18 protein-coding genes are annotated in these 23,663 nt (G+C 46.5%); 8 read left to right on the top strand and 10 right to left on the bottom strand.

Going from position 1 to position 23,663, the window contains the following annotated elements; genetic code table 11:
- Positions 1-15: 15 nt before the first annotated feature.
- The 6 genes from BUC50_RS03590 to BUC50_RS03565 all read right to left on the bottom strand — a co-directional run bounded on the left by BUC50_RS03590 (position 16) and on the right by BUC50_RS03565 (position 6,873).
- Positions 16-1,584, bottom strand: coding sequence for a glucan biosynthesis protein G (locus BUC50_RS03590; protein WP_148211363.1), 1,569 nt, complete (start codon positions 1,582-1,584; stop codon positions 16-18).
- 25 nt (positions 1,585-1,609) lie between these two features.
- Positions 1,610-2,062, bottom strand: coding sequence for a MarR family winged helix-turn-helix transcriptional regulator (locus BUC50_RS03585; RefSeq protein WP_013049192.1), 453 nt, complete (start codon positions 2,060-2,062; stop codon positions 1,610-1,612).
- Entirely contained in the window at positions 2,059-3,417 is a 1,359-nt protein-coding gene (locus tag BUC50_RS03580; protein WP_013049191.1) for an MATE family efflux transporter, read from the bottom strand. The genes BUC50_RS03585 and BUC50_RS03580 overlap by 4 nt, the downstream gene beginning before the upstream one ends.
- A gap of 62 nt (positions 3,418-3,479) precedes the next feature.
- Entirely contained in the window at positions 3,480-5,117 is a 1,638-nt protein-coding gene (locus BUC50_RS03575; protein WP_273015691.1) for a sensor domain-containing diguanylate cyclase, read from the bottom strand.
- 173 nt (positions 5,118-5,290) lie between these two features.
- The gene (locus tag BUC50_RS03570; RefSeq protein ID WP_286677149.1) at positions 5,291-6,301 is read right to left on the bottom strand and encodes a PTS sugar transporter subunit IIC; all 1,011 of its coding nucleotides are present in this window, start codon (positions 6,299-6,301) and stop codon (positions 5,291-5,293) included.
- Positions 6,302-6,357: 56 nt separating this feature from the next.
- Positions 6,358-6,873 (bottom strand): transcription repressor NadR, encoded by a 516-nt coding sequence (locus BUC50_RS03565; RefSeq protein ID WP_013049188.1) that lies wholly within the window; start codon positions 6,871-6,873, stop codon positions 6,358-6,360.
- A gap of 122 nt (positions 6,874-6,995) precedes the next feature.
- Here BUC50_RS03565 and BUC50_RS03560 point away from each other — a divergent pair, with 122 nt between their 5' ends.
- Entirely contained in the window at positions 6,996-8,180 is a 1,185-nt protein-coding gene (locus tag BUC50_RS03560; protein ID WP_273015693.1) for an MFS transporter, read from the top strand.
- Here BUC50_RS03560 and BUC50_RS03555 read toward each other — a convergent pair.
- Together BUC50_RS03555 and BUC50_RS03550 are read right to left on the bottom strand one after the other, a co-directional pair.
- Complete coding sequence (locus tag BUC50_RS03555; protein WP_273015694.1) at positions 8,073-9,095, bottom strand: DUF2284 domain-containing protein; 1,023 nt, start codon at positions 9,093-9,095, stop codon at positions 8,073-8,075. The genes BUC50_RS03560 and BUC50_RS03555 overlap by 108 nt on opposite strands.
- A complete protein-coding gene (locus BUC50_RS03550; protein ID WP_286677148.1) occupies positions 9,089-10,330 on the bottom strand; it encodes an ArsB/NhaD family transporter in 1,242 nt (413 codons plus the stop codon). The genes BUC50_RS03555 and BUC50_RS03550 overlap by 7 nt, the downstream gene beginning before the upstream one ends.
- Positions 10,331-10,365: 35 nt before the next feature.
- On the opposite strand from BUC50_RS03550, the gene BUC50_RS03545 reads away from it, so the two are divergent.
- Entirely contained in the window at positions 10,366-11,676 is a 1,311-nt protein-coding gene (locus tag BUC50_RS03545; protein ID WP_286677147.1) for a metallophosphoesterase family protein, read from the top strand.
- A complete protein-coding gene (locus BUC50_RS03540; protein WP_273311931.1) occupies positions 11,664-14,780 on the top strand; it encodes an ATP-binding protein in 3,117 nt (1,038 codons plus the stop codon). Before BUC50_RS03545 ends, BUC50_RS03540 begins: the two co-directional genes overlap by 13 nt.
- Positions 14,781-14,831: 51 nt before the next feature.
- Here the strand turns inward: BUC50_RS03540 and BUC50_RS03535 are convergent, their stop codons facing one another.
- The gene (locus BUC50_RS03535) at positions 14,832-15,728 is read right to left on the bottom strand and encodes a MurR/RpiR family transcriptional regulator (RefSeq protein WP_286677146.1); all 897 of its coding nucleotides are present in this window, start codon (positions 15,726-15,728) and stop codon (positions 14,832-14,834) included.
- A 274-nt stretch (positions 15,729-16,002) separates the two neighbouring features.
- Here BUC50_RS03535 and BUC50_RS03530 point away from each other — a divergent pair, with 274 nt between their 5' ends.
- From BUC50_RS03530 to BUC50_RS03515, 4 genes are all read left to right on the top strand, one after another.
- Positions 16,003-16,980 (top strand): TAXI family TRAP transporter solute-binding subunit, encoded by a 978-nt coding sequence (locus BUC50_RS03530; protein WP_286677145.1) that lies wholly within the window; start codon positions 16,003-16,005, stop codon positions 16,978-16,980.
- Positions 16,981-17,048: 68 nt separating this feature from the next.
- Entirely contained in the window at positions 17,049-17,594 is a 546-nt protein-coding gene (locus BUC50_RS03525) for a DUF1850 domain-containing protein (RefSeq protein WP_013049180.1), read from the top strand.
- Entirely contained in the window at positions 17,554-19,515 is a 1,962-nt protein-coding gene (locus BUC50_RS03520; RefSeq protein ID WP_041459392.1) for a TRAP transporter permease, read from the top strand. The genes BUC50_RS03525 and BUC50_RS03520 overlap by 41 nt, the downstream gene beginning before the upstream one ends.
- Positions 19,508-20,608: an NAD/NADP-dependent octopine/nopaline dehydrogenase family protein gene (locus BUC50_RS03515; protein ID WP_273311927.1), complete on the top strand. Its 1,101-nt coding sequence runs from the start codon at positions 19,508-19,510 to the stop codon at positions 20,606-20,608. The genes BUC50_RS03520 and BUC50_RS03515 overlap by 8 nt, the downstream gene beginning before the upstream one ends.
- A 44-nt stretch (positions 20,609-20,652) precedes the next feature.
- On the opposite strand, the gene BUC50_RS03510 is transcribed toward BUC50_RS03515, so the two are convergent.
- A complete protein-coding gene (locus BUC50_RS03510) occupies positions 20,653-21,483 on the bottom strand; it encodes a hypothetical protein (protein ID WP_273311925.1) in 831 nt (276 codons plus the stop codon).
- Between the two features lie 239 nt (positions 21,484-21,722).
- Between BUC50_RS03510 and dnaK the strand changes: the two genes are divergently transcribed.
- Positions 21,723-23,612 carry a molecular chaperone DnaK gene (gene dnaK / locus BUC50_RS03505; protein WP_273311923.1) on the top strand — a complete coding sequence of 630 codons (1,890 nt, stop codon included), beginning with the start codon at positions 21,723-21,725 and terminating at the stop codon, positions 23,610-23,612.
- The last annotated feature ends 51 nt before the right edge of the window (positions 23,613-23,663 follow it).

Here is a 23,663-nt window from a genome sequence, read left to right as displayed (position 1 = left end):
CTCACCCTTTCCTACCTAAGGCCTAAAATCATAGGTCCATATTTCAGTGAGGGGCTCAGGTATGTTTTCACCTTTTTTAAGGAAGGCTGTAAGTTTTACTATAGGTTTTCGGTCAGGAACGATACTCTTCAGCTTTTCTACAGGGACAGCTATTTTGAAACTGAGCCTCCATCCTGTTGTCGCAGGGTTTTTCAGAAGTTGCCGTTCTATAAGAAAGGCATCTCCTTCCACGGTGATGTCGCTGGCCAAGCCGGTTTCGGCCGGTATGGCATTAAGCTCTTTGCCTTCGAAGTCAATAATAAAACGATAGACCCCTTCTTCTTTTTCTGTGACGAGGCGGGTATGGGCAGCTCGGGCAGGCTTGTCTTTATCCATGTGGGGAGTAAGCCATTTCATGCTGTAGGCGAAAGAGAGCTTCCCGTTGGGTTCGGGAACCCAATAGGCTACGATATTGTCGTTTATCTCGCTATCAGAAGGTATTTCAACAAGCTCCACATGCCCTTCCCCCCAATCGTTCTGGGGGGTAATCCACAAGCTTGGACGCTTTTCATAACGTGCTTCAAGGTCGAGATAGTGATCAAAGTTCAAGTCTCTTTGCATCAGACCGAAGCCCTTTACGTCAACGTCTTTATACCGGCTTATGAGCAAGCGGGAGGGGTTTGCAAGAGGACGCCAAATCCATTTCCCCCCGTTGGTTTCCATTAAAAGGCCGTCGGAGTCATGCACCTCGGGTCTGAAATCCCCAGGCCGGCCATTTTCGGTTTCTCCGTAGAAGAACATGCTTGTGGAAGGAGCGATACCTATTTTGTTCATATCCTTACGCTTGAAAATGTTGCATGTAACATCCATTTGCGTCTCTTCTCCCGGCGTGATGGTAAATTTATAGGCCCCTGTGCAGCTTGGGCTATCAAGCAGGGCGTAGACGATTAAAGACGAAGAGCGGGATGTTGGTTTCACAAGCCAGAATTCCTTGAACCAGGGAAACTCTTCTCCGGTAGGAGAGGCAGTGTCAATAGCCATTCCCCTGGCAGAGAGGCCGTATTGCTGATTCTTTGCCACAGCCCTGAAGTAGCTGGCGCCAAGAAAAACAGCCACTTCATCATCATAGCCTGGCCTGTTGATAGGAAAATGTATTCTAAAACCAGCGAACCCAAGATTTGGCGGAAGCTTTTTAAGATCTATTTGATTCTGACCGTAATCGAACAGGTCTGTAGAAAAAGGAAACTGTACAGCCTTTCCTTTATCTACGATATTAATTTGGACTGCCCGGTCATAAAACATGCCAAGATGGAAAAATTGAAGGGAAAAAGGAAGTTTCTCCTCTTTCCAAAGGGCCTTTTCAGGGCGGAACCGAATATCGCGCCACTGATCATAGCTTAATTCCATGAGGAGTTTAGGTACGGAGCCCCTGGGATCTTCAAAAGGCCTTAAAGCCAGGCCTTCTGCCTTGTGGTTTACGAAGGCAAGTCCAACCTCTTCCTGAACGGCGCAAAAAAGAGGTATAGGAACGGTAAGAATGTTGATGAGAAGTGTCAGTGATACGAGATATCTCTTTGGGTGAGACAAAAATCTCCTCAGGAACATGTAACGTCACCCCTTGTTCGAACTGTTATGGTGTTCGATCTCCTTCAACCTGCTTAAGATAAAGGGCATTTAATGCCATTTTGTTGATCAGAGAGTAAGTCATTTCTTTTTCTTCCTTCGACATGCCCTCTAGAATTTTGGACATTAAGTCCTCTAAAATTTGCTCAACGAATGGTATCACATTTTTACCCTGAAGAGTAAGAAAAACGAGATTCGCTCTGCCATCAATTTTACTTCGTTTTCTTTGAATATATCCAAGGCGTTCCAGCTTTTTTAGAGATCTTGCTGTAGTTCCCTTGTCAAAACCCAGTTCATTGCTCAGCTCTTCCTGTGTTTGGCCGTCACAGCGGCGCAGCATCAGCAAAAAAGAGTAATTACCACAGCCAAGACCGAGAGGTTGAAATGCCCGATCGAAAAGACATTGCATTTGCCTGTATAAACATGAGATCCACCGGCCGATATGGGGTTGCTGGGTCATTGGTTTTGTTCACTCCTTTCCATTTTAAGAGCTCCTAATTGTCGGGAAACAAGAGTTACCGTAACAAGAAAGGCAAGAGCATCCGCAGTGGGGAAGGCTAGCCATATGCCCTTTAAAAGGAAAAATCGCGGCAGAATAACCACGCAGGGAAGAAAGAAAATAACCTGTCTGGTCAAAGACAAAATAAGGGAAGCCCTGCCCTTTCCGAGGGCCTGAAACATGGACGAACCTGTAATTTGGAATCCCACAAGAAAGTAAGCCGTGATCACAATACGCAAAGAAGCACTTGCTTCTTTGATGAGAAGAAGATCTGTAGTGAAAAGCCTGACAACTTTTTCCGGGAAGAACATCCCGACCATAAAGGCACAAAAGGCAATGCATGATGCGGCTATAATTGCAAGGCGCGCGACATCTCGAGCGCGGTCGTACCGTCCTGCCCCATAGTTGAAGCCAAGTATGGGCTGTAATCCCTGGGAAACTCCCACAATGGGCAGAAAAGAAAAAGAGAGTGCCCGATGCAATATGCCATATACAGCTACTGAAATATCACTGCCGTAATGGATAAGGCTGTTATTGATAAAGACTATGATCATACTCCCTGAGGCCATGCGTACAAATTCCGCTGCCCCTACAGAGAGAATCTCTTTAATGTATTCCAATTGGGGTTGTCCATAGCGAAGGGCAAGTACAAGAAAGCTGTTTCCGGATAACAGAAAATAGTAACCCATCCAGCAGGCCATGGCTATCTGAGAGATCACGGTGGCTATGGCAGCCCCGCGAATGCCCATATTAAGCACAAAGATGAAGATAGGATCTAATATCATGTTCATGACAGCAGATATGATCATACTGATCATGGCAACCCTGGCATTGCCTTCTGACCGGGCCGCGTGGTTCAATGACATGCCAAATCCCACAAAGGGCAGGCCCATCAAAATGACCTGTAAATATTCTTCAGCGTAAGGAAGGATAGTAGGACTCGCGCCAAAAAGACGAAGGAGACGCTGTTGAGCAAGGGAACCCGTAATGAGAATGGTGGTGCTGAATATTAACGAGAGAAAGACCATGTTTCCAAGAGCCCTGTTCGCCTTTTCATATTTTTTGGCCCCAAGGCTGCGGGAAATAATGGAAGCGCCTCCTACCCCAATGGTAACGGCAAGAGATGAGGCCAATAATTGAATGGGAAAAACAATAGTCGTTCCCGCAAGGCCAAGAGGCCCCACACCCCGGCCTATAAAAATAGCATCGACTATATTGTAGGATGCCTGAACCAACATCCCTATAACCGCGGGGACGGAGAGCCGCCAAAGCAGCCGTCCCACCCGTTCTTTTGCAAGTAATTCACGCCGATCCATACTCATCCCTCCATGTTTATAAAACGAGAGATTAGTATAGAAGATATTCGTTGCATATGCAACTATTTTCCGGTGTCGGCCGTATGTTTCTTTCGGTTGACCTTGAACGCGTACATCCTCGAATCTGCTACTTTGACGGTTTCTTCAAGGCTGTCTGCGTCAGAAGGACAATGGGCGATACCATAATCAGCGAAAATAGGTGAATTTGCCCCGGCAAACCTATGCTGCATAATGCGGTTATAGAGACGTTCCATAATCTTTTTTGCCTTTGTTAAGGAAAGATCTGCAAAATAGATGAGAAATTCGTCTCCCCCTGTGCGGGCTACGTAATCTGTCTGCCGTAACCCTTCTCTGAGTATAGCGGCTATTTGCACAAGGGCTCTGTCCCCTCTGGCATGACCATAGGTATCATTGATCTTTTTAAAATTGCCAAGGTCAATGACGGCGATGGAGGCGCTCCCTTGGGTATGCTGAATGCGGGCATCCTCCTCGTGAAGGCGCTTAATCATATACCGGCGGTTCCAAAGTTCTGTCAGTGGATCTATCATGGCATCCCGTTCTGTTTTTTTAACCATGGCGTTAAGGGCCATGTTGACCCTTTCGAGCTCAAGGGTCTTCTCTTTTAAGTGAACATGTATTTTTTGCCGGCGTTCGTATTCAACTATAAAAAGAAAGATCGCAACAGAGAGAATCAGAACGACAATGCCTAAAAGGGTTCTGAAGCGGTTTTTTATGGCCTCTTCACGCCATTCCAGCATAGAAGCAGGGATCATTGAAACAATCTTCCATTCATAATCACGGGCTTCCTGTGTAAGAGCCATGGAGTCAAGGGGGCCTATGGTGACAAAGGTAAAAAGACCATCTGATGATTTGACCTGCCCCTGTTTCTGGGAGTAAATCGTTTTTGCTTCCTCGGGGTAAAGGGTAAAGAAATTCCTGGTTTGGTTCTCTTGAGTCTGTATCTCTTTTTCTATTTCCTGGTTCGAACTTTCCAGCCAGAAACCGTCTTTGTTGAGGAGCATAATATTTCCCATGGCAGAAGAGGAATAAAGGGTATCTAACAGATCACGAGCCAGATAGTTGATGATCAAAACACCGATCTTAGTATTGTTTCCTGCAAAAATAGGAGTTGCTATATGGAGCAGGGGCTTTAAGGAACCTTCCATCTCTTCATAGTTCAGATGAGGATTAAGAGGAGAGAGGTACACCTGGTTTCTTTCCAGTTTGATAGAGTGATTGAAGCAATGTTCCTCTGAACTTTTATCCCTTTTATGCGGAGGCACAATGACAGAGCTTCCATCCCTTTTTTCAATATGGATGAACTCCTGTCCAAACATGTCGATAATGCGGATTTGGTCATAATAGACCTTGTTTTCGATGAAAGAGCGAAAAAAATTTTCAATATATCCTTGCTCATGAGGTGATAATACGCCGTCAACCCATACATAGCTTGCTACGTGGTTTAAAAAGAACAGATCGCTAAGGACGGTATCCATGCGTTGGCGAGCAATTTCAAGGCGTGAGAGGCTGCTTTGGTATTCCAGACTCTCGAGCAGCTCCTGCTCTTGGGCGATTTCCATAGAATAGAAGCGCCCCATGAGCCATATCGTTGCCAGGAGAATAGGCAGTATCCATAGAGAGCGACGCAAGATGTTCCCTCTCATTTCTGTGGAGAGGTTGCTATTTGTATAATTGGGCAAAGGATCACACTCCTGAAAGGAAGAATATTGCTCTTTTAAGAAAATGATAAATTATTAAAAATAATACATGAAATTAAAAGGTATGTGAAGGGGGGGTAATCTTTTTGCGGTTTGAATATATTTTATAAAAAAGGGGATCCCCCTGGTAGATGGAATCCCCTTGTATGTGTTCTTTATAACCTCATGTCGCTGGGGCGGATCTTTTTAACCTTCAGCAGAATAAGACAAAAAAGAGTGCTGAGGAGAGCAGGGAGTAGAAAGTGAAGGATCACGATTCCCACCCATCCGGAGCCTCCCATGGTTGCTATGGTTCCAAATTGTCCGACCAGTCCGCTTGTTCCCATTCCCGCGCCCTCCTTATTGTTTTCCATCTTAAAGACCATAGTGGCTACTGGTCCGAGAATGGCGGAAGCAAGGGTGGGAGGAACCCATATCCATGGATTGCGGATAATGTTGGGAATTTGAATCATGGATGTACCTAGCCCCTGGGAGATAAGTCCTCCCACACCATTATCCTTGTAGCTCTGGGCGGCAAATCCAATCATCTGACAGCAGCAGCCTACAGTGGCAGCTCCGGCGGCAAGGCCGTTGAGCCCCAGGGCTATGGCGAGAGCGGCACTGCTAATGGGAAGGGTAAGAATAATGCCCATGAGTACAGAAACCAGAATTCCCATAGGAAATGGATGGAGGCGCGTTGCCGTGTTGATGAGGGCTCCCAAAAAATTCATTCCCTGAGCAATCCATGGCCCGGTCAAATATCCCGCCAGCCCCCCGGCGAGGATTGTTGCGGCGGGGACAAGAACGATATCCACCTTCGTTTTCCCAGCGATGAGCTTGGTGACTTCTGCTCCCACAAGGCTCCCCACCAAGGCTCCCATGGGTTCTCCTATAGTTAGAATAGCCCCGTTGTCTGTAAAGTTGATAGATCCGGCCCCTATTGCTGCAGCAATTGAGGCAGCAAATACCCCCAATGGCGGTGATTTGACGCTAAGAGCGACGCCCGCCCCTATAGCCGGAGCCATAAGAAGTTGTGCTATTTTACCGAAGTGCTCAAGAATGGGAATAGAAAGAAAAGCGCCTAACTGCTTGAGGATAAGCCCGATAATGAGAGAAGCAAACAAACCCAGTGCCATTCCATTAAAAACATTGATAGCGTAGGAACGAAGATTTTTATTGCTCAACATGGAACAACTCCTTTACAAGTGTCTTGTCACTTGTAAAGGAGTATATAGGTTTTAACTCAATCCATCAAGTACCCTTTTTTCTTTAAAGCCGCGATTATCTTTTGAAACGTTGCATCATTAGGTACTTCCAATGTGTGAAAATGGGCGCCTCTTGTCAGGATTGATAAAGGTTCCGCCTTTGTCTGAATAACCTTTTCAATGAACTCTTCCACGTCCTCATGGTTTCGGAGCATAAGGTTGCCTATTATCTCGCCATATACGGGATGTTCTACCATGACATCAATAACAGTGGCTCCATTATCCACCATAATATCAAGTTCTTCTTTCATCTCTTTGATTCCAGTATGATTGCACATAATTGATCTTAGTGAGGAGGGTTGGTGTGGTGAAAGCATCATATATCCTTGGGGCGTTGCTATAATGTTATGCCCTTCTGCCCGCAACAGGGCTATATCCTGAACAATCACCTGCCGGCTCACATTGAAGGTTTCCGCAAGCTCGTTTCCCTTCACTGCTGATTGACTTGTATTGAGAATGTTAGAAATTCTCTTTCTCCGTTCAGGTCCCTTCACTTTTTATTCCCCCCCTATGGGTCAACTCAGATATTATAGCCTATTGGCAACATTCTTCGCAGAAGGGGCTTTACAAAGAATGCGGAGGGTCTTAATGTGAATACATCAAGGGGGCGATTTAATTGTTCTGTGGATCGGAGCTCGCATCGTGGAGAAAGCGGATTATTCTTATACTCCTTACCTACTTTGCTATTTTTTCTTATTCTCATACTTTTTTCATGCTGCCGCCTTTTTTGAAAAAGGCCGGTCTGGAGCCACAGCGCATTGGCTGGATCATCAGCGCTTTTTATCTTGCCGCTACACTATGCCGTCCCACTGCGGGGTGGTTTATAGATCGTTTCGGAATACGGAGAACCATGGTTGGGGCCTCGAGTATCTGCGTTGTTTCCGCCCTTTTGTTGGCTTTTACCGACCATACACCTGGAATCCTCTATACTATTCGTCTTTTTATGGGAGGCGGTTTCAGTGTTTTTGTAGTCTCCACAACAACCTACCAATCCCTTGTCATTCCAGAGCGAATACGAGGTTCTGCCTTTGCTATTACAAGTATTGGGGGGGTAATGACAGCTTTTACCATTATTCCTCTGGCTGAACTTTTTATTAACCGGGGCTGGGACCTTCCCTATCTGCTCATGGCTTCCGCGGCATCCCTTTGGGCAATGTCCATGGCCTTTCTTCTCCCCCCTGTCCAGCAGGATTTTTCTTCGAACAAAACTCAAAAAACTTCTTATGCGGCTCTTTTCAAGGAAACGCCCATAAAATTTCTTCTGATTTCCTGTGTTTTCCTGGGACTTACGGATGCGTCCATTGCCTATGTATCAAGTCTTGCCATTGGCAGAGGTCTCAACCCATCAGTTTACATGGTGGCTATTTCCATCGGAGCGATCATTATCAGGCTCTTTGGCAGGGGGCTTTATGAGAGAGTACCGCGAACAGTCATAGCAGCTCCATCCTTTGGGGCCATGGGACTGGCCCTTTTTGGCGCTTCCTTTGCCACTTCGAATTTCATGATCGCCTTCTTTGGTTTCCTCTACGGCGCTGCAGTGGGGTACGGATACCCCACTCATCTTGCCCTTATTGGAGATATGATTCCTGAGCGATTCAGAGGGAGGGCATCATCCATGGTGTATTTCTCCATGGATATCAGCTGGACCCTCCTGCCGGTCTATATTGGATATGCATCAGCCTTGGCAGGAATTTCATGGGCGTTCAGGGGCTTTTCTCTCTTTGCTTTCGGGGCATCTGTCCTGGTTTACTTCTTCCTTTGGAAAAGGATCGGCCAGAAGAAGGGCATACATCTCCATTGATCTTCTGTCCCCGGCAATAACGCGGGCCGTTTCCATCATGTCTATATTATATTCTTCGTGCATGGGAAACTGATCCTGGGGCCGGCGGCATCTGGCCAGGGGCATGATGCAGTCCTCAGGCGGGCAGAGAGGACACTGAATGGGCAGTTTGAACAAGACAGCCTGTGAAAAACGTTTTGAAAAAGCACCTTCAAGCTTTTTCATGGCCAGCCATATGGCTATTCTCCCCTTTCTTTCCACTTCTCGTTCTTCTCTTTTCAGCGCTGGAAGGCCGATAAGAAACAGACGGCGGAATTTTTCTACAAAGAGCCGGCTTTCTTGCATGGATCTCTGGACAAAATAGCCGCTGCTCAGAGGACATGTGCGGTTTATGTTGCCAGGGCACTCGCCGCACCACTGTCGGGTTCTTTCATGAATAACCACATGGTCCCTGTTTCCTTCTAAGATCCATAGCCCCATCTCTTCAGCGAGAGCCTTTTCTTCCCCGAAAAGAAAGAAGGGTTTTCCTTCGCCCTGGAGGGGCATGGCCGGGGGCTCAAGCTTCAGCGCTTTTTGAACAACGGGCATAAGATCGGAGACATTGTGGCTGTAATAGAGAAAAGGGGCCTTCAACGCGGAACGCAAGGCTGCGACGTCATGAACATTAACAGCCGTTCCGCCTATAAGGACGGGAACAGATCGTTTAACGGCCCAGGATATAAGAAAATTCAGCTCATGTAAACATTCCTCTTCAGGACAGGAGAGGGCTAGAAGGCTAAAGGTTTTTCGAGAAAAGGCTTCTTCCAGGGTTTGGACAGTGATGTTTCCCCCTAGATCTATAAGGCAATACCCCTCTTCCCGCAGCTGCCTGGCAATAACATCTTTACCTATGGAGTTGCGGGAAGGAGCAACTGTTCCCAAACAAATTGTTACCATAGGGGGCCACCAGCAAAAATCCAAATCCATGAAATAAGAAGAGATGTTAAAGTAACAGGGATGCCAATACGAGCGTGGTCCCTCCATGAAATAGCGAGTCCCAGATCCCTGGCCCCATTGATCACAATAATGTTGGCGATACTCCCTACGACGATGAGATTTCCTGCGAAGGTGCTGCTTAATGCCAGGATCGGTCCTGCCAGGGGGATCTTTGAGAGCGGAAGAAGCAGCATGACAGCGGGGACATTAGAAACCACATTGGAAAGGATGGCCGATATCCAGAAAAGCCAGCTTCCGTGCTGGAGGGAGATCCCTGCCATGTGCAGGCCCTTTTCTATGGCTGCGAGTCCTCCACTTTTTGCGAAAGCACCGTTTATAATAAAGAGACCGATGAACAGAACGATCAGTTGCCAGTCTACAAGGTTAAGGGCCTTGCGAGAGGCCATGGTACGGCTTGTTAACAGAATAGCCGCGGCACCTAGCGCCACCAGGTCACGGGGCAGAGGGGCGAAAAGAAAAAGGACGACCACAACAGACAGAACAAAAATCCCCTTTGCAGTCTGCCAGCCCAGGAAAGGAAGGTCCACCTTCTGCGGCAGAGGAAGGGTTTCATGCCAATGTTGTCTATACAGAAAACAGACTATGCTCCAGAGAACGAAAAGAGATACAACCACTGGTATGAGGGCGAAAAGCATATAGGGTCCAAAGGGAAGAAGAAGGCTTTGACCGATAAGCATGTTTTGAGGATTGCCGATAAGGGTCAGTGCCGATCCTATATTTGCGGCACAGGCCAGGGAGAGTAAGAAAGGAAGAGGATTTAGCCCCTTCTTGATGCAGACTTCGCCTAAGACAGGGGTCATGGCAAGGCATATGATGTCATTGGAAAGAAGGGCGGAAAGAGCGCCTGAGACGATAATAACCACGGCCAAAAGCTTTTGAGGGGAACCGTCGAGGTTTGCTGCCCTTTGGGTTATTATTGTGTAAAACCCCCCTAGCCGTAATTGAGCGGAAATAATCATAAAGCCAAAAAGAAGCATTATTGTGGAGGTATCCACAGCCTGGAAAAGAATCTCTGTAGGGAAAGGACTCGCAATAAGCAATATAATGGTTCCAAGCAGCACGATGCCGGTTCGGTCGAGAGCCAATGTTGGAAATCGTCCGACGATCATGCCAAGATAGACGAGAATGAAAATAATATAAACAAGTCCCTTTCCTAGAAATATTGTTGTCATCATAAATAAAAGTCTAACAGAAGAAGGAGGGCAGTGGAATGGGCCTTCAGCGGGATTTTGCGTTTCTTCACTGTGCAGACCTGCACCTGGACAGTCCTTTTCGGGGGGTACGTTCTTATTCGCCGGCAATTGCGGGCATGCTGCAGGATGCGGTCTTTAAATCCTTTGAAAGAGTAGTTGACCTGGCACTGCGGGAGCGAGTGGATTTTGTGCTCCTTTCCGGAGATTTGTATGATAGCGCTGATAGAAGCCTCAGCGCCCAGCTTGCCCTTAGGCGGCAGCTTCTTCGTTTAAGCCAGGCTGGAATATTCGTGTATATGGTTCATGGGAACCACGACCCCCTTTCTGGAGATCGGGCAAAATTAAGTCTCCCGGAGAGGGTTTTCCAATTTAAGGGCGAGGTAGAGGTTTGTCCCTTATACGGAAAAAATGATACCCTTATCGGCCACATAGCAGGATATAGTTACCCCACTGGGGATGAAAGGGGCAATGTCGCCATTCAAATGGCAAAAGCCCTTGAAAGCAGGAAGGGATTTAATGTCGCCCTTCTTCACTGCAATGTAGGAGGCATGGAGGGCCATGAGAATTATGCCCCATGTTCTATTGAAGATCTTCGGGATTCTTCTGTGGATTACTGGGCTTTGGGGCATATCCATAGCCCCATGATTCTATCATGTGAAAATCCGCTAGTGGTCTACCCGGGAACAATTCAGGGGAGGAGCGTGAGGGAAACGGGCCCTCGCGGATGCTACCTTGTGACGGTATCGGCACAGGGCTCCATCTCTCCGATTTTCCATCCTACAGATAAAATTCGCTGGTGGGAAGAAACCCTTGATATTTCCTCTGTGGAGGAAGAGCAGGTTCTCATGGATGCCATCGAAAACCTTAGGGGAAAATACCGCAAGGAAGCGGAGGGCAGGGGCATTATGCTTCGGGTGACATTGACGGGAAATACGAGTCTTTATAGGCGATTAGGCCGGGATGGATTCATGGAAACCTTGATAGGGGAACTCAATAGGGAGGAAGAGGCCTTGTCCGACTTTGTATGGATTGAGGCCATACAGAATAAAACCCGCCCTGATTATTCCATAGAGAACCTTCGGAAGACCCAGACCTTTGTGGGGGATTTTCTCAGGGAGATTGATACCGTCCGATCTCAAATACGGGACAATGAAACACTTTTTGCCTTTATGGATGAGGGCTTGGGGAATGGGAGATGGAGGCGGGGCGACCTGGAGCCCTACCTGCAAACCCTGGAAAGGGAAGACATTGCTCAAATTCTTGAAAAGGCCGCTATAAAGGGATTGGACGGGCTGCTTAAGGGGGAGAATGACCCATGCGTTTCATAGAGTTCAAAATCCGTAGTTTTGGTCTCCTCGAGAACATGGAAGGACATTTTCCTGCAGGTCTGTCTCTTATCCTTGGAGATAATGAGAGCGGTAAGACAACCCTGATGAGCTTTTTGCGATATAGCCTCTTTGGGTGCCCTGACGGACGTTCCAACCGCAATCTATATGCCCCTCCCCACGGAGGAAAGCAAAAGGGAAGTTTAATTATTGAATCCCTCAAGGGCGAACGGTTTAGCCTGGTCATGAACGGCAGGAACTCAACTTTTTCAGGTGCGCGGAATGGAACCAGCCTTGAGGATCTTCTGGGATATGTGGATCGGGAAATGTATGAACGTATCTTTGCCGTAGGTCTCGAGGATATGCAAAAGATACGTCCTCTCAATGATCAGGGAATACAAAGTCGTTTTTTTTCTGCAGGCGCCGGACTGGGTACAGCATCTCTTCCCACATTCCTTGTTTCCCTTGCCAATCAGGAAAAGGCCCTTTACAGAATTCAGGGAGGGGCCAGGTCATCAGCGGAGATCAATGTTTTCCTAAAAAAAATACAGGAGACAAAAGAACAAATAAAACTTCTCCAGCAACAAAAAGACGAGTATCTGCAAAAGAAAGAAGAATTGGAAAAGACGGGTCATCAGATAGAATCGGCGCGAAAAAACTTAGAAGCCCTCCGTTACGATCTTTCCTTGATGGAGTGGGTTGAAAAGGCCAGGTCTCCCTGGGTGGAAATGACGGAAGCACAGAGAAAGCTCGAAGAGATTGGTGAAGTTCTCTTTTTTCCAGACGAAGGCCTTCAGCGATTCAAAAAAATTCATGAGGAAGAAGAGGCTAGAAAAAGAGAACTTGAGGAACTGGTCTTCCAATGCCGAAACTTAGAAAAGCAGCTTCAGGCCTTTCATATCCCCTCTATTCAGAAGGTCCTTGAACAGAAAGGCGCCATTCGGGCACTGGCTCAGAATCGAAATCGCATCGAAAAAGAAGAAGAAATCATTCAGAATCTCAGTTTAGATATCCTGTCGATGAAACAGCGTCTTGACCGCGAGGTACGGGAAATCCATCAGTCATGGACTATTGATGACCTGGAATCCCTTGATTTGTCTTTTGGCGTTTCCCAAAAAGCAGGGGATTTAGAAAAGCAGAAAGAAGATTTTCGCAATCAGCATGTTATACGTAATGAAACTTGTGAACAGGCCCGAAAAGCAAGAGACGAAGCAAGATCCATGCTTAAAATGCGAAAAGAACGTGTTGAGAAGATGGAACGAAATGTCTCCCCACTGTCAGTTCAGACATTGAGAGAGAAGTGCGGATCGTTACGCCAATTTTTCACCCGTTGGCATCAGATTCAAAATCAGATAAAAGAAAATGAAATGAATCTTGACCTTTTCCGGCAGAAAAAAGAGCTGCAGTGGGGAGGGGCAGCAGCAGGAACTTTAGGTTTAGCTTTTTTGGGAGCGGGCTACAGGACAGGAGACATGTTCTTTTTGAAGACAGGGGTAACAGCCATAGCTGCAGGCTTAGGTTTTATAATCGTGGATTTTTTCCAGAAAAGGAAGTTCTTCAATGAAAAAGAAGAGCTTCTTTGCCGCCTAAGAAAAAATCTTGCAGAAACAGAGGAAGAGCTTAGCCATGCAGTGGAAGGTTTGGCGATAGAATGCCCGAAGGATTATCTTGAGCTGGAGAAAGCGGAAATGCATATCGACGACTGTATTGACGGCATTCGTAAGTACGACCAGGCTCTTCTGTCCCAAAGGGATGCCGAGGAAGAACTGGGTCGCCGCCAAAGGAAACTCGAAGATTGCGAAAGCTCCCTCAACAGTATAAAAAAGCTTTTAGATCAAACTGATGCAGAGTGGAAAAGCTTTGTAGAGGAGAAAGGATTTTCCGCTTCATTGAAAGTAGAACATTGGACAGAATTTGAAAGCCTGGTCAAACAGCTTCGCGGCCAGCTTGCTCAGATAAGGGATATGGAAAAGCAGCTCTCCTCTTCTCAGGAGTATATATCAGCTAAGGAGGAGGAAATCCATTCTCTTTTCCGCTCACTGTCTTTGGGCTCATGGGACAAACTTAGCCTCGTCTCTCCTATCGATATTCTCACATCCCGCCTTGAAGAAGCAGAGGCGCAGTGGAATCAGATAACCATGATCCAACGAGAGAAAAAACGGAACGAGGAGATATACGAAAGAGCCCATAAGGCATGGAATGAAAGCAGAACGCTAAAAAAGGAATTGTTTGAGCAGGCGAAGGTTCACGATGAGCCGTCTTTTTTAGAGCTGGGTGAGAGATGGCAGCGTTGTAACGACCTGAAAAAGATCATTGAAAACCACAGGCTCTCTCTTCTTGCCATAGCTGGCGGAAACGAAAATCTCACAAAAGTTTTGGAGGAGCTCCCTAAAAGAACACCGGCTGAGTCGCAAATCCTCATAGGTGAGAGTAAAGAGCAGGAGCAGCTTCTTTCCCAGCAACTGGAGGAGCTGAATGAAGAGCGCGGTCATTTGAAAACCCGCATTGATGAACTGGAAAAAGACAAGGAATTAAGCGCATTGTTTTTAGAACGGGAAAAGCTGGAAGAAGAGCTAAGGCTCGCACTTAAGGAATGGCTCGCCGTGGTGGCATGCCGCTGCGTTCTCGAGCAGACCCGTCAAAAACATGAACAGGAGCGACAACCTGAAGTCTTTAAAAAGGCGGGGGATTTCCTTGAACTTATGACAGAAGGACGGTACTCCCTTATCTCTACAGCATCGGAAGAGGGGGGTTTTTCAGTAGAGCTTGAAGAAAAGTCGGGGTTCCTTCGCAAAAAGGAAGATGTCTGGAGCAGTGGCCTCGCTGACCAGGTATATCTTTCTATCCGTCTGGCCCTGGCAGAGCTTTATGGAAAGAGAATGGAACCCCTTCCCCTCATACTCGATGATGTTTTTGTTCGCTTTGATGAGAGGCGCCAGATTGGAGCGGCCAGGGTTGTTCTTGATGTAGCGTCAAGAGGGCAGATCCTCCTCTTCTCGTGCAGAAGGGATATAGAAGAAGTGTTTCTTGAGGCAAGGGATGGCATGGCGCATAAATTTTCAACGTATGAGATGAAAAACGGCAAATTTTTTTCTGTCCAACCGTGAGCAGCGAGGGAAAAGGCCTCTTCTCAGAGGGTCGTTTCCCTCATCTGTCCTCTATACAGAAATATCATTTTTTACTAAAAGGCCGCCTAATTGCTCAAGTTTAGGCCTTGCGTCGTCTGCTTTAAGCTGTCCCAGCTGGAATACCAGGGCATCGATAATGGTTAGGAGCGTTACTGTAGAGTAGTGATTCATGTTCTGCGGGGCGAGTAGCACGGCAGAAGCCAACGGTGCCGCGACATTCGAAAGATTGTTAGTTATCAATATAACGGGTATTGAGCGGCTGCGGACATATTTTACGGCATTGATAGTTCGTTTCGTATAGTGGGGACTCCCGGCCATTAAGGCGATAAATACGTCATCTTCAGTCATGTCATAAAGTTCATCAAAAAGATTGTCTGACCCGGAACCGTCGGCAAGATAAATATCTTTAAACAGTTGGTGCAAAAGGGCGTGAAGGTACACCGCGAGCCCCCGAGTTGAACGAAGTCCAAGAATGTAGATTCTGGAAGCATTTTTAAGGATTTGGATTGCTCGAGGAAAACTTTCGGCCAAATGCTGACTGTAGAGTGTCTGTAAGCTTTGAATATTTTCTTTAATAACGTGATCGAGAACGTTTAAACCGGAGTCTCCAGCTATGTTTTTCCGCAAACGATCGAGAGGAGGCGGAGTTGTAGAGGTAAGAACATGCTGAATCTCTTCTTTCATCTCCGTATAGCTTTTAAAACCGAGGCTTCCCGCAGTCCGTATCACAGTGGCATTACTTGTTTTTGTGGCTAGGGCTACTTCTTCCGCTTTCATAAAGGCTGCTTGTTGGTAATGGGCGAGGATATAATCGCAAACGTTTTTTTGTTGTGAGGGCAACTTCAGGCTCGTTTCTCTCATATGTTCAAAGAGGTCTTTTTCACTGCTTTTTTTTTCTATAGAAACATCCTGTTTTCTATTGTGCATTCTGTCCCTCCTTTCTAGAAGGCATAATGTATACATTTACACATTCTCTGTATCCTCAGTTGACATTCTCTCCCCTTAAAATTATAGTGAGTATATTCTGAAATTCAATATATCACTTTTAAAATCTTTGATATCCATAAATATCAAAAGATAGATAAGTCCCTATAGGTGGAAAAAACTGCTCAAAGTTCCGTTGGTCAATCGAAGGCCAAGGGTTTTGTCTCTGTAATTTTAGGAGTTTATTAATCCATACTCTAATGGAGGGGGAAAAAGCATGCGAAAATATGCAAGAGGTTTTGGGGTTTTTCTAACACTCGTTCTGGTTTTAGGGATTTCTGTATCTGCTATGGCGGTAGAGCGCTACTCTTTCGCTACAGGAGGAACGGCGGGGACGTATTATCCTATCGGTTCGGCAATCGCATCTATCATCACAAAATACGTACCTGGCATCGAGGTTACAGCAGAATCAACCGGCGCTTCCGTGGCGAATTTGAAAATGATCCGCGAAGGCAAGGTAGAGCTTATGATGGGTGCTTCAAACACCAGTTTTGGAGGATACAGCGGCCAGCCCCCATTTGAAAATGAGCCTGTGGAGAATATTCGTGGCATCGCCTGCCTTTATCCTGAAATTTTCCAGTTTGTCGTATTAAAGGGGTCTAATCTGAAAACCGCCAAGGATCTTGCCGGCAAGAAGGTTGCTGTTGGGGCTCCTGGAAGCGGAACAGAACGGACGGCAAAAATGGTTCTTGAGGCTCACGGACTGGATTACGATAAATTCTCTCCTCAGTTCCTCAACTTTGGCGAAGCCATTACAGCCCTGAAAGACCGCCTTATCGATTGTGCGGTAATAGGCTCAGGCATTCCCACATCAGCGGTTGTCGATGCTTCCACAACCCTTGACATCCAGCTTCTTACCCTTGATGCAGACATAATGAATGAATTTTTGAAAGAGCGCTCCTATCTCGCAATGATCAATATCCCTGCAGGAACGTACCGCGGTGTTGATGAAGATGTAGCGGCTGTAGCAAGCCCCGCACTGTTTGTCGCTCGCGAAGACCTTCCTGAAGACACTATCTATCAGATAACAAAGGCTTTCTTCGACCATCTTGATGTCGTTGCAGACTCTCACGTTCAGGGTAAAATGATCAGTTTTGAAACTGCGCTAAGCGCTATGTCTATTCCTCTTCATGCCGGTGCCGCAAAATATTATGAAGAAAAAGGCGTAGATGTAAGCAAGTGGGTTGTTAAATAAGCGAAAAAACGATTAGAAGAGAGGGGTATGCCCTTGTACCCCTCTCTTCTTAATTGAGGACGGTAAAAATGAGAAAGAGGGTTTTAGCAAGTCTCTTTTTTTCAGGTGCAGTAGTGATTTTGTATTTTCTCTTCTTCTCTCCCGTACTTGTTTTGAGTGTAAAAAATTACAAAACAGATCAGATATTGTATCGACAGAAAATACTGGCTGGTTATTCCTTCGCCACCTGTATTCGGCATTCAGTTCATTTGACACCTGTATATGAATTTTACAGGGTTGACGGGAGCGGCAGCATACTGGTGGTGGAAACAAGGCTTCAGGATCTGGGATGGGGTGTTCCTTCCACATGTGACCAGACGGTTCATTTTGAAAATGGTTATATGGTTATTCAAGGGCTCAATATACCTCTGGATCTAGTTCCTTTCAGGATTAGCTATATAGCTGAACCACGCCTGCTTTTAGATGGCGGCCGGCGGGAAATTGATTTGAAGCTATATTTTGACGATATGGAGCGCATGGACGTATTGGTCGAAAAAATATCGTATTTTCAGTACTTAAGACGAGGTGAGTCCGATGTTTTTCAAGAGAAAAAAACAGGAAGAGCTTACTCCTGAAGAAAAACTTAAAGAGCTCAACGAAAAATTTGAAAGAAAGAGGAACTTGACAGGTATTTCCGCACGAATTTGCAGCATTTTGGCCATATGCATGTCTTTATATCATATGTATTCGTCCGGAGTGCATATGCTTCCTCAGTTTCAGCATAGAGCCATACACCTGGCCTTTGCCCTTGCTTTGACATTCTTTATTTTCCCGGCAACGAGCAAACAGAAAGACAAAATTCCCCTATGGGATATTGGGGCAATCCTTTTTTCACTGGGAGTGGGTGTCTATCTTACCTTAGACTACATGAATATCGTTTTTCGAATGGGGGATCCCGCAACAAGAGATATTATCATAGGAGCCATTATGATCTTTATAGTACTGGAGGCAACCCGCCGAACTATGGGTTGGCCTCTTGTCATTGTTGCAGTGAGCTTCCTTCTCTATGCTTTTTTTGGGCACCTTATTCCCGGGACCCTTGGCCACAGGCAATATGAAGTAGCGCGAATTATAGAGCATATGTTCTTGACAAGTGAAGGAATATATGGGGTAGCTATTTATGTAACGGCTACATTCGTGTTCATATTCATACTTCTGGGCTCTTTTCTTACCGAGACCGGCGGGGCCCAGGCTTTTATTGACCTGGCCTTTTCCATTACCGGCCGGTATCGCGGCGGCCCTGCTAAAGCTGCGGTTGTTGCAAGCGGCCTTATGGGAACTATATCGGGAAGCTCTTTTGCCAATGTGGCTGGAACAGGAACTTTTACGATTCCACTCATGAAAAGTGTAGGGTATAAGCCTGAATTTGCTGGCGGAGTAGAGGCTTCCGCTTCCACGGGCGGTCAGATTATGCCGCCCATTATGGGAGCCGCGGCTTTCGTAATGGCAGAAATGACAGGAGTTCCTTATGGAAAGTTGATTATCCACGCAGCTATACCAGCCATTTTGTATTATGTTGCTGTTTTTATTATGGTTGACATGGAAGCGGCCAAGCTCAAGCTTTATGGAATGAAAAAGAGTGAACTCCCTGTTTTTTCAAAAGTATTCAAAGATGGTGCTTTTTTACTTCTGGCCCCCCTAAGTATTGTCTACATGCTTTTAGCAGGGTACTCGCCAATAAAGGCTTCTGTTACAGCTGTTCTGATCGTTATTATTACGAGCTCTTTTAGAAAGGCTACGCGGCTTTCATTTAAGTCCTTTTTGAGAGCGTTGGATCTGGGGGCGAGGGGTGCCCTGAGCGTGATCGCGGCATGTGCTGTGGCAGGTCTCATTGTAGGAACGGTAACATTGACAGGGCTGGGGCTCAAGTTTGCCGATTTCATTATCGTTTTGTCTGGAGGAAGCCTTTATTTAGCTTTATTCCTCACCATGATCGCTTCTCTTATTATGGGTATGGGTATGCCTACCACGGCTCTCTACATTATTTTGGGATCCATGGTAGCGCCGGCTCTGGTAAAGCTGAATATACCTGTTGTTGCCGCTCACCTCTTTATTTTTTATTTTGGCTGCATGGCGTCTGTCACCCCTCCTGTGGCTCTCAGTTCCTATCTGGCTGCGGCTATTGCCAGAGCGGATTCTGTTAAAACGGCATTGCAGGGGCTTAAACTTTCTTCATCTGCATTTATATTGCCCTTCGTTTTTGCCCTGTCCCCCCGCATTTTGCTTCTGGATACCACTGTCGGGGCTGCCATAATGGCTACTGTTACCGCAACTTTAGGGGTTATGGCCCTGTCTGCCTGTTTGGAAGGATACTTTATGGGAAACCTTTCCCTCTTTGTGAGGGTTGTTGCGGGAGTTGCGGCTATTTTCCTTATTGATCCAGGCTGGAAAGGCGATATTGTCGGTCTGGTTCTTCTTTCAGCAATTATTTTTCTCCAGGTCAATGCCCGCAAGAAAAAGCGGGATCTAAAAGGTGAGGTGGATCCACTTGAATAGAGTTGCTGTCCTCGGAGCCGGAAACGGCGGATTAAGTATAGGGGCTTTTTTATCACTGAGCGGATGTAGCGTACAGCTTTTTGATAAATTCCCAGCGGCGATCGAGCAAATCAGAGAGGCTGGCGGCGTTACCCTTAAAGGGGTTTCTCGTACCGGTTTTGCTAAGTTTAACATGATAACCACAAATGTAGTGGAAGCCATAGAGGGTTGCCGCATGATCCTTGTGGTCACTCCGGCTTTTGCCCACAGGGAACTGGCAGAGACGATGGCCCCCTATCTTGATAGGGGACAGAAAATAGTTTTGAACCCGGGTCGAACTGCCGGAGCCATAGAGTTTCATATGAGAGCGAAGGTTATCAATCCCAAAGCAGATTTTGTAGTGGCAGAGGCTCAGTCCCTCATTTACGCCTGCCGTAAAACGGGACCTGCCGAAGTCACTATTTTCAAGGTTAAAAATGAAATGGCTTTGGCTGCTCTTCCCGCAACGAGAACAGAGGAAGTGCTTCAGGAACTGAAGCCTTTCTACCCTCAGTTCATCGCGGCAGAAAATGTTCTTGAGACAAGTCTGCTTAATATTGGGGCTATTTTCCATCCTACACCCGCCTTGCTCAACATCGCAAGAATAGAAAACAAAGAACTTTTTGAGTATTACATGGATGGCATCACCCCTTGTGTAAGCAACGTTTTAGAGCGGATCGACGCAGAGCGTGTGGCTGTTGCCAAAGCTTTTGGCGTAAAGACGATGACATGTATTGAATGGCTTGAGGATGTCTACGGGTCTCCCCATACAGACAGTGATTCTATTTATGAAGCCGTACAGAAACAGGACGGCTACCGAGGCATCAAAGCCCCTCAAAATCCTTTCGCCAGGTACATTTCTGAGGATGTCCCAATGAGCCTGGTTCCCCTGGCAGAGTTTGGACGCATTACTGGTGTTCCTACCCCCACCATGAACCTGATGATTGATCTTGCCAACCTGATCCATCAAAAGGATTATCGGGCAGAAGGAAGAACTCTCGCCCGTCTGGGGCTAGAAGGGGTTTTTCTTGATGATTTGAAAAAGTTTGTCGCAACCGGTACGCCGCTGCCATAAAGAGAGAGTGAATATAGGGGGAAGGAGCATTTTCGCCCTTCCCCCTATTGTTTATTGGGGAAATAGCGGTCCCAGGGCAGAATTTTGCCACGATGCGGTTTCCCCTTCTGCGTGAGGTGAAAAATGGGTCTCCCACCGCTCACGGCATGCAATGGAAGATGTTGAGCCACCTTTGTCCCATACATAATGGAAAAGCCGGAATGAGCGCCCTTCACGGCATATCCGCAATAGCCCATTGAGAGCAGGGCCAGATGGCTTTCATAATCTTCTATAGGAACCTCAATGTGGTCGTGGGTATAGATGCAGGGAGCGTTTTTGAGGTTTTTGTGAAGAATGAAGCGTAGATATCCTCCATACTTTTCTTTGAGATCCACAATGTGGAAGCCGGACCGAAGAACATTCCTAAGGCTGAAAACGTTAAGAGGAGAAATAGTGCAATGGAGGTGATAGCGTTCGGGATAGAGGATCCCTTCTGCCTTAAGAAAAGTAAAATGCTGAATATAGTTGCCGCGAAAGTTTTTTTCAGTGATGCAAAAATCCATTACCGCCGCATGTTCTTTTTCTGCCAACGGCAATCGCAGGTCTGCGAGGGCTTCTTCCATATATTTTCCTTCATAGGAAACAGCGCGCATGGCCACCAGGCGGTTTCCAGAAAAAATTCCAATAACGAATCCTTCTCCCCTTATACTCTCTTCTATTGTGTGAACTGCGCAGAAAATGTTTTCATCGCCAATCTCCTGAGCGATCTTTTCATGAAGGGCAAGAGCTAAAGGAGTTTCCCTTTCAGAAAGCAGCCTCATATGGCATAAGATGTTCTTTCGAACTCCTTTTTCTTTTTTGACCAAAAAAAACTCTTCATTCAAAATATGATCCATACAGCCACCTCTTTCTTATAATAAAATGGAAGTAGGAATACTTTGAATCATGGAACGATTATACATGAAAATTATAAAAGTCAAGAAATTTGTGAGGGGCATAGGGCTGGAAATTCCTGTCTTAGGATAAAAAAAGGAAGAATAAGGAGCCAAAATGTTTCTGACCATTATTGACAATAAGTAATGGGCGAGTGTAATATATATTGGTCAACAAAGGTCAAAACTGGGAGGGATAAAGGATGAAAAAAGCTGTTGGTATTGATCTTGGAACGACCAATTCTGTTATCGCAGTGGTAGAGGGCGGAGTTCCTACTGTTATCGCCAATTCAGAAGGAAGCCGGACAACCCCGTCTGTGGTCGCCTATACCAGAGATGGGGAGCGTTTGGTGGGAGCTATGGCAAAACGGCAGGCGACCTTAAATCCCGATGGAACCCTTTTTTCTGTGAAGCGTTTTATAGGGCGGACTTACGATGAAGTAACATCAGAGATGAAAATAGTCCCCTACAAGGTCAAGGAAGGACCGAACAAGGCGGTACGATTTGGGGCCTGGGGCAAAGAATATGCTCCAGAGGAGATAAGCGCCCAGGTGCTGAAAAAATTGGTCAGCGACGCAAGTTCGTACCTTGGGGACGCCATTACAGATGTTGTCATTACCATACCGGCATACTTTAACGATGCCCAGCGGCAGGCAACGAAAGACGCGGCATCCATTGCCGGCTTAAATGTGCTCAGAATCATCAATGAACCCACAGCCGCGGCCCTTGCCTACGGCCTTGAAAAACAGAAAGAGCAGAAGATTCTTGTTTTTGATTTGGGCGGCGGAACCTTTGACGTTTCCATCCTCGATATCGGCGAGGGGGTTGTCGAAGTGTTGGCCACTTCCGGTGATACCCACCTCGGCGGTGACGATTTCGATAAAGTTCTCGTGGATTACATCGCAGATGAATTTAGAAAAGAAAATGGCATTGATTTGAGAAAAGATCGTCAGGCCCTTCAGCGGCTTTATGAAGGGGCGGAAAAGGCGAAATGCGAGCTTTCCGGGAGAACGTCTACAGAGATCAGTCTGCCCTTTATTACTGCTGACGCTACTGGACCCAAGCATCTAAGCATGAATCTGACCAGGGCTAAATTAGAGCAGCTTACGGAACCGCTAGTGAAACGATGTCTTAAGCCCATGCAAGATGCTCTTGCCGGAGCCAAACTGTCTGCTTCGGATATCGATGAAGTTGTTCTTGTGGGAGGGGCTACGCGAATGCCCGCTGTACAGGCCATTGTAAAAGAGTTTACAGGGGGAAAGAACCCAAATATGTCTGTTAATCCCGATGAGGTTGTGGCTATGGGAGCAGCTATCCAGGCTGGTATTTTAAAGGGTGAAATGAAAGATGTTCTTCTTCTCGACGTCATACCCCTGTCTCTTGGAGTGGAGACCATGGGAGGCGTTATGACAAAGGTCATCGATAAGAATACCACCATCCCTTATAAAAAGACTGAGACCTTCACAACAGCTGAAGACAACCAGCCGGCGGTGGACATTGTCATTCTTCAGGGAGAGCGGGAAATGGCTGCGGATAACAGAGTTCTCGGTAATTTTAAATTAGAGGGCATACGAAGGGCCCCTCGAGGCATTCCTCAAATAGAAGTGACCCTCGATGTCGATGCTAATGGAATTCTGAAAGTTTCGGCACGAGATAGAGATACGGGAAAAGAACAGCAGATTACCATAGCCGGGTCTACCAACCTCGATAAAAAAGAAGTGGAACGGATGGTGCGGGAAGCTCAGGAGCATTCTGCTGAAGACCGTAAAAAAAGGGAAAGGGCTGATGCTAAGAATGAACTGGAAACCCTTACATACAGACTGGAGAAAGAACTGACTGAAAAAGAAAGCATCCTTGAGCCGGCCCAAAGGTCCAGGGCCCGAAGTTTGCTGGAGGAAGGGAAAGATCTGCTCAAAAAACCTGATGCAACAGTCGAGAGCATGAAGGTAAGCATATCTGAACTGCAACAGGTCCTTCAGGTGGTAGCTTCCGCTGAACCGGGCAATCAAAAAGAAGGTCAAGGGGAAGCCAGCCAGTCTGAAGATGTGGTGGATGCTGAATTTACTGATTCAGGCCAGGGGAGCGATAGTTAAGGAAAGTAGGTATGGTCAGGTGGTCCTCTGTTACAATATGGTATACCTAGC

Source organism: Aminobacterium sp. EBM-42, assembly GCF_001896635.1.
Classification (GTDB): Bacteria; Synergistota; Synergistia; order Synergistales; family Aminobacteriaceae; genus Aminobacterium; species Aminobacterium colombiense.
Note: the sequence above shows the minus strand (reverse complement) of the source record. Positions and strands in the feature narration are given on the sequence as shown.